Raw genomic sequence first — 15,857 nt, forward strand, 5'->3', positions numbered from 1 at the left:
TTCGAAGAGCGCGTTCCTACGTGAAATCTGAAGAGGCTTGGCTATTCAGCCAATCCAGAATCCACGTAGAAACGCGAAATCCAGGTTGTTTTTTAACCAGCGGGACCGATCCTGAGGTTTTCACACAGCCTGCTTAGGGCGGCTTTTTCGTGCCCGAGGGCAAGGCTCTTCGTAGGAGCGAACTTGCTCGCGAACGGTGCTTGCCGGGGATTTGGGCGCTGGGTTTGAGAGCGCCCTCTCCCCAGCCCTCTCCCTGAAGGGAGAGGGGGCTTGTCCGTGCCGAGAGAGGGAATGGTTTCAGCCGGAAACCCTCCGTGTTGCCGGCTGACTCCAAAACATCCAAGCACACCGAACGGTCCCCTCTCCCTTCAGGGAGAGGGTTAGGGAGAGGGAACGGAGGTCGGCGCAATAACAGAGTTACCGGGTGACTCGTTCGCGAGCGCTCCTACAAAACCCGCCTCTCCATCCGCCAGCGGGCCACCAATTGATTCCCCGCGCAAAAGCCCGAACAATGCGCCATCGCCCGCGAGCGGAGGAAACACCGTGCCCCGAGCAGTTCCCAGAGACAGCGCCGCCCAGGCCGCCAGCGCGGTGGCCGAGAGTGTCCGGTACCAGGGCCGCAAGGCCGCCCGCCAGGGCAGCGAGCAGCGCCGCCAGGCGATCCTCGACGCGGCCATGCGCATCATCGTCCGCGAGGGCGTGCGGGCCGTGCGCCACCGGGCGGTGGCGGCCGAGGCGGACGTGCCGCTGTCGGCCACCACCTACTACTTCAAGGACATCGACGACCTCATCACCGACACCTTCGCGCTCTTCGTCGAACGCAGCGCCGAGGCCCTGTCGGCCTTCTGGGCCAGCGTCGAGGGCGACCTGCAGGCCCTGGCCGCCGGCCTCACCGGCAGCCCCGAGGCGCGCCGCGAGCTGGCCGACCGCATCGCCGAGCTGGCCATCCAGTACGTGCGCGTGCAGCTCACCGAGCGCCGCGAGCACCTGCTGGCCGAGCAGGCGTTCCGCCAGGAGGCGCTGCTCAACCCGCGCCTGGAACAGCTGGCGCAGAGCCACAGGCGCATCCTCTCCCTGGGCGTGGTGCACTTCTTCGAGGTGCTCGGCTCGCAGCAGCCGGAACAGGATGCCAAGGTGTTGACGGCCATCATCCTGCAGATGGAGTATCAGGGCCTGCTGGATGGCGTGGAGCACCTGGACACCGTGGAGATGCGCGCCATCCTGACCCGCTACCTGTACCTGGTGCTGGGCCTCTGAGCCCGCCGACGACCCCATATGGCGTGCCGCCCGCGGCCCCTGAGGAGACTTCGATGAAAGCCTGGCGCGCCTTGCTGCTGTTGAGCATCCTCCTGCTCGGCGGCTGCCTGGTGACCTTCAAGGAGCCGATCCCGGCGAAGGAGGCCGCGCCCACGCAGTTGCTCGGCCAGTGGTCGCGGATCGACGAGTACGGCGAGGAACAGTTCCTCGAGATCAGCCGCACCGGCGAGGGCCTGTACCGCGCCTTCAGCTACTACGACGACAGCGGCAACACCGACAGCGCCGAAGACCTGCCCTTCACCGTGGCTCACCACGGCCAGCGCTGGTACCTGTCCGCCGGGCTGCCCAAGAGCCAGGGCGGCAACTACGTGCTGGCCGGCTTCGAGATCACCGACAAGGACGAGCTGGTGGTCTACTCGCTGGACGTCGAGCAAATCCTCCAGGCCATGGCCAAGGGCACCCTGCAGGGCCAGAAGGTGGACAGCGAGCAGGGCGCCGGTGCCCTGGTGGCCAGCCCCCTGGGCGACGTCCTGGCCTACCTGGACGACCCCGCCAACGCCGAAGTCTTCAGCGAAGCGCTACGCTTCCAGCGAGTGACTCCGGGAGAACGCCCATGAACCCGCGGCGCAAGAAGGCCACGCCCAGCGAGTACCAGCAGATCATCCGCGGCCTGTCCGACCGCCTGGTGGAGGCGCAGACGCCGATCCGCGTGCTCGACGCCATCAAGTGGGACGACAGCGTGCGCGCGGACTTCCTCAAGGGCCGCGGCAAGCATGCGCCCAAGGTCGACCGCGGCTACTACGACGGCCGCCCGCTGGCCTTCGACGGCGATGCCAAGAAGCAGGAATTCCAGAACCTGGAGCGCGACATCACCCGCCAGCTCGGCCAGTTCAACCCGGTGGGGCAGATCATGCGGCGCATGTGCCGCGAGTACCGCATGGTCATCCGCATGCTCGAGGCGCGCGGCACCCAGGACTTCGGGCTGATCTCCCAGGAGCTCTACGGCTCGGCCTCCGACGCCTTCCACGCCGGTGACCCGACCCTGGCCGACCTCGGCCTGATGCTCTCGGACTACCTGAACAACATCGCCGACCGCGGCGACCTCAAGGACGAGCCCAAGACCCTCACCGCCAAGGAAGCGGTGGCCATGCTGCAGGAGCGCCTGAACAAGACCTTCGGCGAGGCCGAGGACACCATCCGCGTGTTCGAGTCCGACGGCATAGTCGCCGACGCCGCGGCCGGCGCCGACTACATCAAGGTGCGGGCGGACGCCATGTTCAACGAGCGCGACGTGCGCGCCCTGGAGGTCCACGAGGGCCTGGTGCACGTGGGCACCACCCTGAACGGGCAGAACCAGCCGATCTGCACCTTCCTGGCCAAGGGCCCGCCGTCCTCCACCGTGACCCAGGAAGGCCTGGCCATCCTCATGGAGGTGATCGCCTTCGCCTCCTACCCCACGCGCCTGCGCAAACTGACCAATCGCACCCGCGCCATCCACATGGCCGAGGAGGGCGCGGACTTCCTCGAGGTGTTCCACTTCTACCGCGAGCAGGGCTACAGCCAGGAAAGCAGCTACCAGAACGCCAGCCGGGTGTTCCGCGGCTCGACCCCGGCCGGGCTGCCGTTCACCAAGGACCTGTCGTACCTGAAGGGCTTCATCCTCATCTACAACTACATCCAGCTGGCCGTGCGCAAGGGCAAGCTGGAGCAGATCCCGCTGCTGTTCTGCGGCAAGGCCACCCTGGAAGACATGCGCACCCTGCGCCAACTGGTCGACGAGGGCCTGGTGGTGCCGCCGAAGTACCTGCCGCCGCAGTTCCGCGACCTCAACGCGCTGTCGGCCTGGATGTGCTTCTCCAACTTCCTCAACCACCTGAGCCTGGACCGCATCGAGGCGGACTACGCGAATATCCTCTAGGGACCGCGCCGAAATGCCCTTCGTAGGAGCGAGCTTGCTCGCGAACCGACTCCGCAGCGGGGCCCATTCGCGAGCAAGCTCGCTCCTACGAAAAGCCGTGCGTTCCCGGCCCCAAGGATGACCCGACCATGACCCACCGCTTCAAGGCCGCCGCGCTGTCCCTGCTGCTGTTCCTCGGCGGCTGCAGCTCGCTGCTGTTCTACCCCAGCCCCGACGTGGCCATCACCCCGCAGCGGGCCAAGCTGGACTACCGCGACGTCAGCATCACCACCGCCGACGGCGTGAAGCTCGCCGGCTGGTGGCTGCCGGCCAAGCCGGGCGTGCCAGTGAAGGGCACGGTGCTGCACCTGCATGGCAACGGCGGCAACATGGCCTGGCACCTGGGCGGCACCTTCTGGCTGCCGGAACAGGGCTACCAGGTGCTGATGATCGACTACCGCGGCTATGGCCATTCCCAGGGCGAGCCGCGCCTGCCGGATGTCTACCGCGACATAGACGCGGCCTTCGCCTGGCTGGACAAGGCCCCGGAAGCCCAGGGCAAACCGCTGGTCCTGCTCGGCCAGAGCCTGGGCGGCGCCATGGGCGTGCACTACCTGGCGCAGCATCCCGAACGGGTGAAGCAGCTCAAGGCGGTGGTGCTCGACGGCGTGCCGGCCAGCTACCGCGAGGTGGCCCGCTACACCCTGGGCAACGCCTGGCTGACCTGGCCGCTGCAGGTGCCGCTGTCCTGGCTGGTGCCCGATGGCGACAGCGCCATCCGCGCCATGCCGCGACTTTCTGGCGCACCCGTGCTGTTCTTTCACAGCATCGACGATACCATCGTGCCCCTGGACAACGGCCTGAGCCTGTACAAGGCGGCGCGGCCGCCGAAAGTCTTCCAGCTGACCCGTGGCGGGCACGTGGAAACCTTCGGCGAACCGACCTGGCGCGAAGTGATGCTGCGCTTCCTCGATGACCCGCAGCATTTCAGCGGCCTGCGCCGCCTGGCCGAAGTCCCCAACACCGATCCGCCGGCCGAGCCGGCCAGCCAGTCCCAGGGCAAGCCATGACCACCAGCACCGACCGCAACATGATCCCGTACATCCTCACCGCCATCGGCAGCATCATCGTCAGTGTCGGCACCCTCTGGTACTACGGTTACCTGCACTTCGCCAAGGAGCAGGACGCCCTGCTGCTGGCCGAGTTCACCATGCTCAAGAGCATCCCCGGGGAGGACGTGAAGTTGTCCCTGGAGCCGGCCACCCAGGTCGCGCAATGCATCGACGGCGTGCTGGTACTGTTCGACACCGCCCAGAAGGGCCTCTCCGGCGTGCTGGTGGACAACAAGAAGCACGCCGTGCGCTGCGCCGGCCAGGAAACCCCGCAGCAGGTGCACTGACGGCAGCGTTCGGGGCTAGGCTGGGAGCAACCCGGAGGGCGCGACCATGAGCAACCCCGAAATCCACGTCTGGCAGGGCGACATCACCACCCTGCGCATCGACGCCATCGTCAACGCCGCCAACGCCTCGCTGCTCGGCGGCGGGGGCGTGGACGGCGCCATCCACCGCGCCGCCGGCCCGGAGCTGGTGGCTTATTGCCGCACCCTGGGCGGCTGCGAGACCGGCGAGGCGAAGATCACCCCCGGTTTCCGCCTGCCGGCCGCCCACGTCATCCACACCGTCGGCCCGGTCTGGCGCGACGGCGGGCACGGCGAGCCGGAGCTGCTCGCCGCTTGCTACCGCAACAGCCTGGCGCTGGCGGAAGCGCATAGGCTGGAAAGCATCGCCTTTCCGGCGATCAGCTGCGGCATCTACGGCTATCCCCTGGAAGCGGCGGCCAGCATCGCCATCGGCGAACTGCGCTGCCTGCGCCCCGCCGGCAGCAGCCTGCAACGCCTGCTGCTGGTGCCCTTCGCCGAGGACATGGCTGAACTCTACCGGCGCCTGCTGCGGGGTGGCGTGTAGGCGCCGACTGCGCCGAGGTGCTCTTCGTAGGAGCGAGCTTGCTCGCGAACCGCATGGCACCGCGTTTATTCGCGAGCAAGCTCGCTCCTACGAAAAGCCATGCTCGCCGGCAGGCAATGTAGGAGCGGGCCCTGCCCGCGAATCGCGCGCAGGGCGCGCTCCTACATGGGAATGGTGTGGGTGGGGCGGTGTAGGAGCGGATCTTATCCGCGAAGCGCGCCGGTGGTTCCGGCTATCGCGGACAAGGTCCGCTCCTACGGTGGGATATGTGCTGCACGGTAACCTGTAGGAGCGGGCCCTGCCCGCGAATCGCGCAGGGCGCGCTCCTACATGGAGAGCCGCGTCAGTAATCGCTATCCACCGACGAGCGCGGCGCCACCGGCTTGGCGTCGTTGGAGATGGTCACTTCCACCCGGCGGTTCTGTGCGCGGCCGGAGGAGCTGGCGTTGCTCGCCACCGGGTAGTCCTTGCCGTAGCCGCGGGTGGTCACTCGGGCCGGGTCCACGCCCTGGGCCAGCAGGGCCATGCGCACCGAGTCGGCGCGGCGCTCGGACAGGCTCTGGTTGTAGCCGGCCGAGCCGCTGCTGTCGGTGTAGCCCTCGACCAGTACCTTGCGCTCGGGGTTCTGCTGCAGGTAGCTGGCCAGTTGCTGGATGTTGTGGCTGGCCTCGGGCTTGAGGTCGGCGCGGTCGAGGTCGAAGAGCACGTCGCCGAAGGTCACCAGGGTGCCGCGCTGGGTCTGCCTGGCCTGCAGGTCCTTGAGCTGCTGGGTGCGCACGTCCAGGCGGGCCTGGGTGCGTTGCGCCGCGGTGTTCTGCAGCTGCCCTTCGGCGGTCTTCAGGGCGATGGTCTGGTTGGCCAGGTTGATGCGCTGCTGCGTCAGGTAGGCCAGCTGGTCCACGTCCTGCTGCTTCTCGCCGTCGCGGTAGGCCTTGTCGGCCTTGCTCAGCCAGTCGCCGGCGTCCTTGGTTTCCAGGGCCGCGAGCTGGGTGGCCTGGGGTTGCGCCTGCAGGGCGGAATAGTCGCTGCGGGCCTTCTCCAGGTTGGCGTTGGGCTCGTGGGCGCAGGCGGCCAGCAGCAGCGCCAGGCTGGAGAGGGCGGGGAGGGCGATGAGTTTACGCATGGCTGTCGTCCTTAATGATCCGGAGGGGGGAATGGGGAAGGGCGCCTACTGCTGTGGCTGCTGGAGCTTCTGCAGCCCTTCCTCGCGGATTTCCATCACGCCCTGCTGGGCGTCCTTGACGGCGTTCTGCGCCTTGACTGCCTGCGACTTGCGCTCGGCCACGCGGGCGTCCCACTCGGCCTGCTGGGCCAGGCGCCTGGCCTGCTCGTACTCCTTGTCGTTGAGGGCGATGCGCGCCTGGGCGAGCTTGTCCTGGGCGGATTTCGTCTCCACCGGCGCGTACTGCGGGCCGCCGGCGCTGACCGCGGCGTTGACCGCCGACTCGGTGACCGCCATCTGCTCGCTCGGCGGGTTGCCGGCGCAGCCGGCCAGGACCAGGGCGCTGGCGCCGATCAGCAGGCCCGTGCGCAGGAATGCGAGGCGGGGTTGGTGTGCTTTCAGTTCCATTGGTCGAGTCCTCTCGTCTGGGGAACACGGATTCTCAGCGGGCGATGCCCGGCCTGGCCGTTCGCAGCCCTGCGCTGCGGCGTTATCCCGTGGTTGCCAGGTACTACTGGGGACTTGAGGACTTGTCCGAGGGTTCAAAAAAAATGGCCGCCCGGAAGGGCGGCCATGTCTGCGGCGCGGCTTTCAGAAGCGCAGGCGGAGCAGGCGCAGGCCGTTGAAGACCACCAGCAGGCTGGCGCCCATGTCGGCGAACACGGCCATCCACAGGGTGCCCAGGCCGGCCAGGGTGAGGGCCAGGAACACAGCCTTGATGCCCAGCGCCAGGCTGATGTTCTGCACCAGCACGGCGTGGGTGCGGCGCGACAGGCGGATGAACTGCGGCAGCTTGCGCAAGTCGTCGTCCATCAGCGCCACGCCGGCGGTCTCGATGGCCGTGTCGGTGCCCGCCGCGCCCATGGCGAAGCCGATGTCGGCGCGGGCCAGGGCCGGGGCGTCGTTGATGCCGTCGCCGACCATGCCCACCCGCGCGCCGCCGGCCTGGTGCTGCTCGACCTCGCGCAGCTTGTCCTCCGGCAGCAGGTTGCCGCGGGCCTGGTCGATGCCCACCTGGGCGGCGATGGCGGCCGCGGTGTGCGGGTTGTCGCCGGTCAGCATCAGCGTCTTCACGCCCAGGCCGTGCAGTTCGGCCAGCGCCTCGCGGCTGGTCTGCCTGACCGCGTCGGCTACGGCGAACAGCGCCAGCGGGCCTTCGTCGTCGAGCAGGACGATGACGGTCTTGCCCTGTTGCTCCAGGGCGTCCAGGCGGGCTTCCAGGGCCGCCGAGCACAGCCCCAGTTCCTCCACCAGGCGGTGGTTGCCCAAGTGGTGCAGGCGGCCGTCCACTTCGCCCTTCACGCCGCGGCCGGGGATGGCCTCCAGCGCGTCGACGGCATACAGCGCCAGGCCGTCGGCCTCGGCGGCGCGGGCCACGGCCTGGGACACCGGGTGGTCGGAGCGGGCGGCCAGGCTGGCGGCCAGCGCACGGGCGCGCGCCGCGTCGCCGCGCAGGCCGTGGAAGTCGGTCTGCGTCGGGCGGCCTTCGGTGAGGGTGCCGGTCTTGTCCAGGGCCAGCCATTGCAGTTGCCGGCCCAGTTCGAGGAACACCCCGCCCTTGATCAGGATGCCGGCGCGCGCCGCCGCCGACAGGCCGCTGACGATGGTCACCGGGGTGGAGATCACCAGCGCGCAGGGGCAGGCGATCACCAGCAGCACCAGGGCGCGGTACACCCAGTCGAGCCAGGCGCCGCCGAAGGCCAGCGGCGGGATGAGCGCGGTGACGATGGCGATGAGGATCACCACCGGGGTGTAGATGCGCGCGAAGCGGTCGACGAAGCGCTGCGTCGGCGCCCGCGAGCCCTGGGCTTCCTCTACGGCGTGGATGATCCGCGCCAGGGTGCTGTCGTCGGCGCCGCGGCTCACCGCGTACTCCAGCGCGCCCTCGCCGTTGATGCTGCCGGCGAACAGCGGCTCGCCGGCCTGTTTCTCCACCGGCAGGCTCTCGCCGGTGATGGGCGCCTGGTTGACGCTGGAGCGGCCGTCGAGCACCTCGCCGTCGAGGGCGATGCGCTCGCCGGGGCGCACGCGCACGCGCTCGCCCACGGCCACCGACTTGGCCGGCACGTCCTGCCACTGCCCGTCGCGCAGCACCGTGGCCTGTTCCGGGGCCAGCTGCAGCAGGCCGCGGATGGCGCTGCGCGCGCGCTCCAGGGAGCGTGCCTCGATCAGCTCGGCGATGGCGAACAGCACCGCCACCATGGCCGCTTCCGGCCACTGGCCGATGAGCATGGCGCCGGTCACGGCGATGCTCATCAGCGCGTTGATGTTCAGGTCGCGGTTCTTCAGGGCGATCCAGCCCTTGCGGTAGGTCGGCAGGCCGGCACCGAGGATGGCCGCCACGGCCAGGCCGGCCACCAGCCACTGCGGGCCGAGGGCGAACCATTCGCAGACCTCCGCGGCCAGCGCCAGCACCCCGGCCAGGGCCAGCGGCCACCAGGGCTTGTGCTTCACCGGCGCGCTGGCCAGCGGCTGGCCGTCTTCCACGGCCTCGGCCTCCATGCCCAGGGAGGCCACCAGCTTCTGCAACGGTTCCAGGCTGTCGAAGCGATGCTGCACCTTGAGCAGGCGCTGCATCAGGTTGAATTCCAGTTGCTCCACCGCCGGCAGCTTGCCCAGGGCGTCGCGCAGCAGGCGCTCCTCGGTGGGGCAGTCCATGGCCTCGATGCGCAGGCTGCTCCAGCGCAGCTCGCCGGTGGCGGCGGCCGCGGCGGCGCCCAGCGCAGCCTCGGAGTGGCGCGGGCGCTCGTGGTGGTGGTCATGCCCATGGTCGTGCTCGTGGCGGTGCGCGGCGGCGGGGGCGTGGTCGTGGCAGCAGGGCCCGCATCCAGGCTGGCGGCTGTTGGCGTCGGTCATCAGGTCGGTTCCCATTTGACGGTATGCTTGCGATTGCACACCCTGTAGCAACTACAGAGTCAAGCGGTTCCGGGAGGAAAGGCTGATGAAGATCGGTGAACTGGCGAAACTGACCGGCTGCCCGGTGGAGACCATCCGCTACTACGAGCGCGAGGGCCTGCTGCCGGAACCGGCGCGCACGGGCGGCAACTACCGGCAGTACGACAACGCCCACGTCGAGCGGCTGTCGTTCATCCGCCACTGCCGCTCGCTGGACATGACCCAGGAGGAAATCCGCATCCTCCTCGGCCTGCGCGACCGCCCCGAGTCCGACTGCGGCACCGCCAACCGGCTGATCGACGAGCACCTGCACCACGTCGAGGTGCGCATCGCCGAGCTGCAGTCGCTGCGCCAGCAGTTACAGGACCTGCGCGCCCGCTGCAGCGGCAGCGGCAACAGCGAGGACTGCGGCATCCTCCGCGAGCTGCAGCTGCCCGCCGAGCCCTCGGCGGTGCCGGAAGCCTGCGCCGAGGCCGGGCACCTGCACGTGCCCGGGGTGCATGGCAGGCATTGAAGCCCGTTCCAGCCGTAGGGCGCATAACCGTTCGCGGTTATCCGCCGATACACCGAGGCCAAAGTCAACGCCAAGGTTGGTCCCGGAGCCGCCGGGGACCAAGGCCAAACGCCGGAGGCGTTATGCGCCCTACGGGATGGGCTCAGCTGTGGCTCGGTTCTTCCTGGTGCCCCGTCAGCTCGTGCAGGTACTTGCGCGACAGCTGCAGGAAGCGCGGGGTAGGGCCGACGTCCTCGTAGAGCGGGTCGCCCTGCTCGTCGTGCGCCACCACCTTCTGCCCCTTCACGTAGGGGAAGCTCGCCTCCAGCTCTTCCAGGGCCGAGCCGACCAGCTCGCCCAGCAGTTCCTCGACGCTGCGCTTGGGGTACATGTCGTGCAGCGCGGCCAGGCGCGCCGCGGTTTCCACGTCCAGCGGGATGCTGTAGCTGTGGCTGGTCATGCGCCCCCTGGCGTTCTGTTCCCAATGGCGTACCAGATCGCGGATCTTCATGTTCACCTCATGGGCCGGCTCGTGGCCGGCGTGGAAGACGGCCCTTCTGGGGCCGCCGGGAAGAATTTCCCGATTCCTTCGGGATCACATTCAGCCTAGACGCTGTCCGAGCAGGATCGCGGGCGTTCGTCGCACGCTTGTCAGCCGGTGTCGCCAGGCGGCACTGTAAGTAGAACAGACACGGAGAACCCGTCATGGCGGATATCGACGCGCGCCTGCGCGAGGACGTGCACCTGCTCGGCGAACTGCTCGGGCAGACCATCCGCAACCAGTACGGCCAGGCCTTCCTCGACAAGGTCGAGCTGATCCGCCAGGGCGCCAAGGCGGCGCGGCGCGGTTCGGCGGAAGGCGCGCGGCAGCTGGCGGCGGCCCTCGACGGTCTCGGCGAGGATGAGCTGCTGCCGGTGGCGCGGGCCTTCAACCAGTTCCTCAACCTGGCCAACATCGCCGAGCAGTACCACCGCATCCGCCGCCGCGGGCCGAAGGAGCCGCAGCCCTTCGAGCAGCGCGTGCTGGGCGAGCTGCTGGGGCGCCTGCGCAAGACCGGCGTGGAGCCGGCGGAACTGGCGCGCCAGGTGGCGCAGTTGGACATCGAGCTGGTGCTCACCGCACACCCCACCGAAGTGGCGCGGCGCACGCTGATCCAGAAGTACGACGCCATCGCCGCGCAACTGGCGGCCAAGGACCACGCCGACCTGCTCCCCGAGGAGCGCGAGCAGGTGGACGGGCGCCTGCGCCGGCTGGTGGCCGAGGCCTGGCACACCGAGGAGATCCGCCGCACCCGGCCCACGCCGGTGGACGAGGCCAAGTGGGGCTTCGCGGTGATCGAGCATTCGCTGTGGCAGGCCGTGCCCGACTTCCTCCGCCACGTCGACGAGACCCTGCAAGGCGGCACCGGCCAGCGCCTGCCGCTGGAAGCCGCGCCCATCCGCTTCGCCTCCTGGATGGGCGGCGACCGCGACGGCAACCCCAACGTCACCGCCGCCATCACCCGCGAAGTGCTGCTGCTGGCGCGCTGGATGGCCGCCGACCTGTACCTGCGCGACGTCGACAGCCTGGCCGCGGACCTCTCCATGCAGCAGGCCAGCGAGGAACTGCTGGCGGAAACCGGCGCGGTGGCCGAGCCCTACCGCGCCCTGCTCAAGCAACTGCGCGAGCGCCTGCGGGCCACCCGGGCCTGGGCCGAACGCGCGCTGGCCGAGGACGAGGTCGCACCCGAGGCGGTGCTGCAGGACAACCGCGAGCTGCTGGAACCGCTGGAGCTGTGCCACCGCTCGCTGCACGCCTGCGGCATGGGCGTGATCGCCGACGGCGCGCTGCTCGACACATTGCGCCGCGCCGCCACCTTCGGCCTGTTCCTGACGCGCCTGGACATCCGCCAGGACGCCGGCCGCCACGCCGCCGCGCTGAGCGAGATCACCGAGTACCTGGGCCTGGGCCGCTACCAGGACTGGGACGAGGCGGTGCGCCAGGAATTCCTCCTGGAAGAGCTGGGCAACCATCGCCCGCTGCTGCCGGCGGACTACCAGGCCAGCGCCGACACCGCCGAGGTCCTGGCCACCTGCCGCGTGGCGGCCGCCGCGCCGCAGGCTTCGCTGGGCTCCTACGTCATCTCCATGGCCGGCCAGCCGTCCGACGTGCTGGCGGTGCAACTGCTGCTCAAGGAGTGCGGGTTGCGCCGGCCGATGCGGGTGGTGCCGCTGTTCGAGACCCTCGACGACCTGGACAACGCCGGCCCCTGCATCGACCGCCTGCTCGGCCTGGACGCCTACCGCGAAGCCCTGGCCGGGCCGCAGGAAGTGATGATCGGCTACTCCGACTCGGCCAAGGACGCCGGCACCCTGGCCGCCGCCTGGGCGCAGTACCGCGCCCAGGAAGCGCTGGTGGACATCTGCCGCACCCATGGCGTCGAGCTGCTGCTGTTCCATGGCCGCGGCGGCACCGTCGGGCGCGGCGGCGGCCCGGCTCACGCGGCCATCCTCTCGCAGCCGCCGGGCTCGGTGGCCGGGCGCTTCCGCACCACCGAGCAGGGCGAGATGATCCGCTTCAAGTTCGGCCTGCCCGGCATCGCCCGGCAGAACCTCGACCTCTACCTGGCCGCGGTGCTGGAGGCCACCCTGCTGCCGCCGCCGGCGCCGGAACCGGCCTGGCGCGAGGAGATGCAGCGCCTGGCCGCCGACTCCCTGGCCGCCTACCGCCAGGTGGTGCGCGAGACGCCGCAGTTCGTCGACTACTTCCGCGAGGCCACCCCGGAGCAGGAGCTCGGCCGCCTGCCCCTGGGCAGCCGCCCGGCCAAGCGCCGCCAGGGCGGCATCGAGAGCCTGCGGGCGATCCCGTGGATCTTCGCCTGGACGCAGACACGGCTGATGCTGCCGGCCTGGCTGGGCTGGGAGACCGCGCTGTTCAACGCCATCGACCGCGGCGAAGGCAGCCTGCTGGAGCGCATGCGCAGCCAGTGGCCGTTCTTCCGCGCGCGCATCGACATGCTGGAGATGGTCCTGGCCAAGGCCGACGGCGAGATCGCCCAACTCTACGACGAACGTCTGGTGCAATCGGAACTGCGACCATTAGGTGCGCATTTACGCGACCTATTGTCGCAGGCGCTGCGCGTGGTGCTCGGCCTGACGGGCCAGCAGCGCCTGCTGGCGCAGGCCACCGAGACGCGCGAATCCATAGCCGTGCGCAACATCTACCTGGACCCGCTGCACCTGCTCCAGGCGGAGCTGCTGGCCCGTTCCAGACGCTGCGAGGGCGACGCCTGCGGCGCTCTGGAACAGGCCCTGCTGGTGACGGTGGCGGGCATCGCCGCGGGGCTGCGCAACACCGGCTGAGGGGCCCCGACCACGACTTTCCGGTGGCTTGTGCGCTCAGGGTGCGCTGTGTATCTTGATCAGCCTTTCGGCGTATTCCTGCGCCATTTCAAGCATGTTCAGATTGGCCCCATAAGGCAGATCCGGGATTTCGCTTTCAACAAGACTAAGGAGCATATCGATGCGTGTGATTCTGCTCGGGGCGCCCGGTGCCGGCAAAGGTACTCAGGCCCGCTTCATCACCGAGAAGTTCAGCATTCCGCAGATCTCCACCGGGGACATGCTGCGCGCGGCGGTCAAGGCCGGCACCGAGCTGGGCCTGCAGGCCAAGAGCGTGATGGATGCCGGTGGCCTGGTTTCGGATGACCTGATCATCAACCTGGTCAAGGAGCGCATCGCCCAGCCCGACTGCGCCAACGGCTTCCTGTTCGACGGTTTCCCGCGCACCATTCCCCAGGCCGAGGCCATGAAGGAAGCCGGCGTGACCATCGACCACGTGGTCGAGATCGCCGTCGACGACGAAGAGATCGTCAGCCGCATGGCTGGCCGCCGCGTGCACCCGGCCTCCGGCCGCGTCTACCACGTCGAGCACAACCCGCCGAAGGTCGCCGGCAAGGACGACGTCACCGGCGAAGACCTGATCCAGCGCGACGACGACCGCGAAGAGACCGTGCGCCACCGCCTGTCGGTCTACCACACCCAGACCAAGCCGCTGGTCGACTTCTACCAGAAGCTGGCCGCCGTCGAAGGCACCCCGAAGTACAGCCGCGTCGAAGGCGTCGGCTCGGTCGACCAGATCACCGCCAAGGTCCTGGCCGCGCTCAGCTGAGCCGCCGCCCGACCTGCACCAGAGGCCCGCTTGCGGGCCTTTGGCGTTTATAATGCCCGCCCTTTTTCAGCTTGCCGGAAGACCCCGATGCCCACCCTGCTGGCCCTGGACACCTCCACCGAAGCCTGCTCCGTCGCCCTGCTGCACGACGGCCGGCGTTTCAGCCGCCACGAGGTGATCCCGCGGCTGCACGCCAAGCGCCTGCTGCCGATGGTGCAGGAACTGCTCGACGAAGCCGGCATCGCCCTGGGGGCGGTGGATGCCATCGCCTTCGGCCGCGGCCCCGGCGCCTTCACCGGCGTGCGCATCGCCATCGGCGTGGTGCAGGGCCTGGCCTTCGCCCTGGACAAGCCGGTGCTGCCGATCTCCGACCTCGCCGTGCTGGCCCAGCGCGCCCACCGCGAGCATGGCGCCAGCCAGGTGGCGGCCGCCATCGACGCGCGCATGGACGAGGTCTACTGGGGCAGCTACCGCCTGGAGCAGGGCGAGATGCGCCTGGCCGGCGCCGAGGCGGTGCTGCCGCCGGAGCACGTGGCGCTGCCGCGCGATGCCCGGGGCGACTGGTTCGGCGCCGGCACCGGTTGGGGCTACCGCGAGCGCCTGGCGGTGAAGGTGCAGGCCGAGGACGCCAGCCTGCTGCCCAACGCCGAGGACCTGCTGGACCTGGCGCTGTTCGCCTGGCAGCGCGGCGATGCCGTGCCGGCGGACCAGGCGCAGCCGGTGTACCTGCGCGACAACGTGGCCACGCCCAAGGCCGGCTGACCGGCGATTGCCAAGCCCGGGAGCGCTCGCTAGAGTGAAATCCTTACCCGCTGAGCCCTGAAAGATGCGCATCGACGGCCTGTCCAGCTACTCCATCACGCCCGACTCCGGCAGCCGCTCCGGCACCGCGGTCACGCCTTATCGCGAGGTCATGCGCGAGGCCGAGGCGCGTCGCGAGCAGCCGGCGTCCATCGCCGCCAGCCAGGGCTTCGAGCAGCAGGCGCAGACGCGCTACGTGGAGCCGGGCAACGCCGGCACCGGCAGCCTGCCCATCGTCCTCAGCGACGTCCTGGCCTACCAGCGCCCGGTCAGCAACCGCGCCGCCCAGGCCCTGGCCAGCTACAGCAGCACCGCCAACCTGCCGCTGGGCGGCTACGACGCCCCGGAAGTGCTGGGCATCGACCTCTACGCCTGATGGCCCTGCCGTACTACCTGGGCTGCCCGTCGTGGAACGAGCCCGCCTGGCGCGGCAGCTTCTACCCCGCCGACCTGCGCCCGGCCGACACCCTGGGTTTCTACAGCCAGGTGTTCAACGCGGTGGAGGGCAACACTACCTTCTATGCCCGGCCCAGCGCCGAAACGCTGGAGCGCTGGGCACAGACCATGCCGGCGGACTTCCACTTCTGCGCCAAGCTGCCCCGCGACATCAGCCACGAAGGCGACCTGCGCGAGCAGTTCGGCGCCACCGGCGATTTCCTCGACCTGCTGGCACCGCTGGGGCAACGGGTGAGCCCGCTGTGGCTGCAGCTTTCCGCCGGCTTCGGCCCGCAGCGCCTGGGCGAGCTGGCCGCCTGGCTGGATGAGTTCGGCGCCCGGCGCATCGCCGTGGAAGTACGCCACCCGGCGTTCTTCGACAAGGGCGAGGAAGAACGGGTGCTCAACCGCCTGCTCCACGAGCGCGGCGTGGAGCGCATCTGCCTGGATTCGCGGGCGCTGTTCGCCTGCCGCTCCGACGACCCGGCGGTGCGCCACGCGCAATCGAAGAAACCGAGGATTCCGGTGCGCCCGGCGGCCTTCAGCGACAGCCCGCAGGTGCGCTTCATCGGCGGGCCGGACCTGGACGCCAACCAGGCCTACCTGACGCCCTGGGTGGACAAGGTGGCCGGCTGGATCGAGGACGGCCTGACGCCCCACGTGTTCCTCCACACCCCGGACAACCACCGCGCCGCCGAACAGGCGCAGCGCTTCCACGCCCTGCTGGGCGAGCGCCTGCCGGGGTTGCCGGCGCTGCAGCTGCCGCAGCCGGAAGTGGAGCAACTGGGCCTGCTCTGAGGCCC

The 15,857-nt window shown here is 69.6% G+C and carries 16 protein-coding genes; 12 read left to right on the forward strand and 4 right to left on the reverse strand.

Annotated features, from left to right (window positions below; translation table 11 throughout):
- The first annotated feature begins 543 nt into the window (after window positions 1–543).
- The 6 genes from VV867_RS04725 (at window position 544) to VV867_RS04750 (ending at window position 5,118) form a co-directional block, all read left to right on the forward strand.
- Window positions 544–1,257, forward strand: a complete 714-nt coding sequence (locus VV867_RS04725; protein WP_089391517.1) for a TetR/AcrR family transcriptional regulator — start codon at window positions 544–546, stop codon at window positions 1,255–1,257.
- Window positions 1,258–1,310: 53 nt separating this feature from the next.
- Window positions 1,311–1,874 carry a hypothetical protein gene (locus tag VV867_RS04730; protein WP_275628910.1) on the forward strand — a complete coding sequence of 188 codons (564 nt, stop codon included), beginning with the start codon at window positions 1,311–1,313 and terminating at the stop codon, window positions 1,872–1,874.
- Window positions 1,871–3,175, forward strand: a complete 1,305-nt coding sequence (locus VV867_RS04735) for a flavohemoglobin expression-modulating QEGLA motif protein (protein WP_275628911.1) — start codon at window positions 1,871–1,873, stop codon at window positions 3,173–3,175. Before VV867_RS04730 ends, VV867_RS04735 begins: the two co-directional genes overlap by 4 nt.
- A gap of 128 nt (window positions 3,176–3,303) precedes the next feature.
- Entirely contained in the window at window positions 3,304–4,224 is a 921-nt protein-coding gene (locus tag VV867_RS04740; RefSeq protein ID WP_328565741.1) for an alpha/beta hydrolase, read from the forward strand.
- Window positions 4,221–4,553 (forward strand): hypothetical protein, encoded by a 333-nt coding sequence (locus VV867_RS04745; protein ID WP_109935218.1) that lies wholly within the window; start codon window positions 4,221–4,223, stop codon window positions 4,551–4,553. Before VV867_RS04740 ends, VV867_RS04745 begins: the two co-directional genes overlap by 4 nt.
- Before the next feature lie 46 nt (window positions 4,554–4,599).
- The gene (locus VV867_RS04750) at window positions 4,600–5,118 is read left to right on the forward strand and encodes an O-acetyl-ADP-ribose deacetylase (protein WP_328565742.1); all 519 of its coding nucleotides are present in this window, start codon (window positions 4,600–4,602) and stop codon (window positions 5,116–5,118) included.
- Between the two features lie 343 nt (window positions 5,119–5,461).
- On the opposite strand, the gene VV867_RS04755 is transcribed toward VV867_RS04750, so the two are convergent.
- The 3 genes from VV867_RS04755 to VV867_RS04765 all read right to left on the reverse strand — a co-directional run bounded on the left by VV867_RS04755 (window position 5,462) and on the right by VV867_RS04765 (window position 9,136).
- The gene (locus tag VV867_RS04755; protein ID WP_089391523.1) at window positions 5,462–6,241 is read right to left on the reverse strand and encodes an OmpA family protein; all 780 of its coding nucleotides are present in this window, start codon (window positions 6,239–6,241) and stop codon (window positions 5,462–5,464) included.
- Between the two features lie 45 nt (window positions 6,242–6,286).
- Window positions 6,287–6,688: a DUF4398 domain-containing protein gene (locus VV867_RS04760; RefSeq protein WP_328565743.1), complete on the reverse strand. Its 402-nt coding sequence runs from the start codon at window positions 6,686–6,688 to the stop codon at window positions 6,287–6,289.
- Between the two features lie 183 nt (window positions 6,689–6,871).
- Window positions 6,872–9,136 (reverse strand): heavy metal translocating P-type ATPase, encoded by a 2,265-nt coding sequence (locus VV867_RS04765; RefSeq protein ID WP_328565744.1) that lies wholly within the window; start codon window positions 9,134–9,136, stop codon window positions 6,872–6,874.
- 85 nt (window positions 9,137–9,221) lie between these two features.
- On the opposite strand from VV867_RS04765, the gene cadR reads away from it, so the two are divergent.
- Window positions 9,222–9,689: a Cd(II)/Pb(II)-responsive transcriptional regulator gene (gene cadR / locus VV867_RS04770; RefSeq protein WP_074985207.1), complete on the forward strand. Its 468-nt coding sequence runs from the start codon at window positions 9,222–9,224 to the stop codon at window positions 9,687–9,689.
- A 142-nt stretch (window positions 9,690–9,831) separates the two neighbouring features.
- On the opposite strand, the gene VV867_RS04775 is transcribed toward cadR, so the two are convergent.
- Window positions 9,832–10,179, reverse strand: coding sequence for a pilin assembly protein (locus tag VV867_RS04775; protein WP_089391526.1), 348 nt, complete (start codon window positions 10,177–10,179; stop codon window positions 9,832–9,834).
- Window positions 10,180–10,373: 194 nt separating this feature from the next.
- On the opposite strand from VV867_RS04775, the gene ppc reads away from it, so the two are divergent.
- The 5 genes from ppc (at window position 10,374) to VV867_RS04800 (ending at window position 15,852) form a co-directional block, all read left to right on the forward strand.
- Window positions 10,374–13,010, forward strand: coding sequence for a phosphoenolpyruvate carboxylase (gene ppc / locus VV867_RS04780; RefSeq protein ID WP_328565745.1), 2,637 nt, complete (start codon window positions 10,374–10,376; stop codon window positions 13,008–13,010).
- 160 nt (window positions 13,011–13,170) lie between these two features.
- Window positions 13,171–13,818, forward strand: coding sequence for an adenylate kinase (gene adk / locus VV867_RS04785; RefSeq protein ID WP_089391528.1), 648 nt, complete (start codon window positions 13,171–13,173; stop codon window positions 13,816–13,818).
- Window positions 13,819–13,905: 87 nt separating this feature from the next.
- Entirely contained in the window at window positions 13,906–14,580 is a 675-nt protein-coding gene (gene tsaB, locus VV867_RS04790) for a tRNA (adenosine(37)-N6)-threonylcarbamoyltransferase complex dimerization subunit type 1 TsaB (RefSeq protein WP_328565746.1), read from the forward strand.
- Between the two features lie 64 nt (window positions 14,581–14,644).
- The gene (locus VV867_RS04795) at window positions 14,645–14,995 is read left to right on the forward strand and encodes a hypothetical protein (protein ID WP_328565747.1); all 351 of its coding nucleotides are present in this window, start codon (window positions 14,645–14,647) and stop codon (window positions 14,993–14,995) included.
- The gene (locus VV867_RS04800) at window positions 14,992–15,852 is read left to right on the forward strand and encodes a DUF72 domain-containing protein (RefSeq protein ID WP_275630425.1); all 861 of its coding nucleotides are present in this window, start codon (window positions 14,992–14,994) and stop codon (window positions 15,850–15,852) included. Before VV867_RS04795 ends, VV867_RS04800 begins: the two co-directional genes overlap by 4 nt.
- Window positions 15,853–15,857 lie beyond the last annotated feature (5 nt).

Source organism: Pseudomonas sp. JH-2, from assembly GCF_036231725.1.
Taxonomy (GTDB): Bacteria; Pseudomonadota; Gammaproteobacteria; order Pseudomonadales; family Pseudomonadaceae; genus Pseudomonas; species Pseudomonas delhiensis.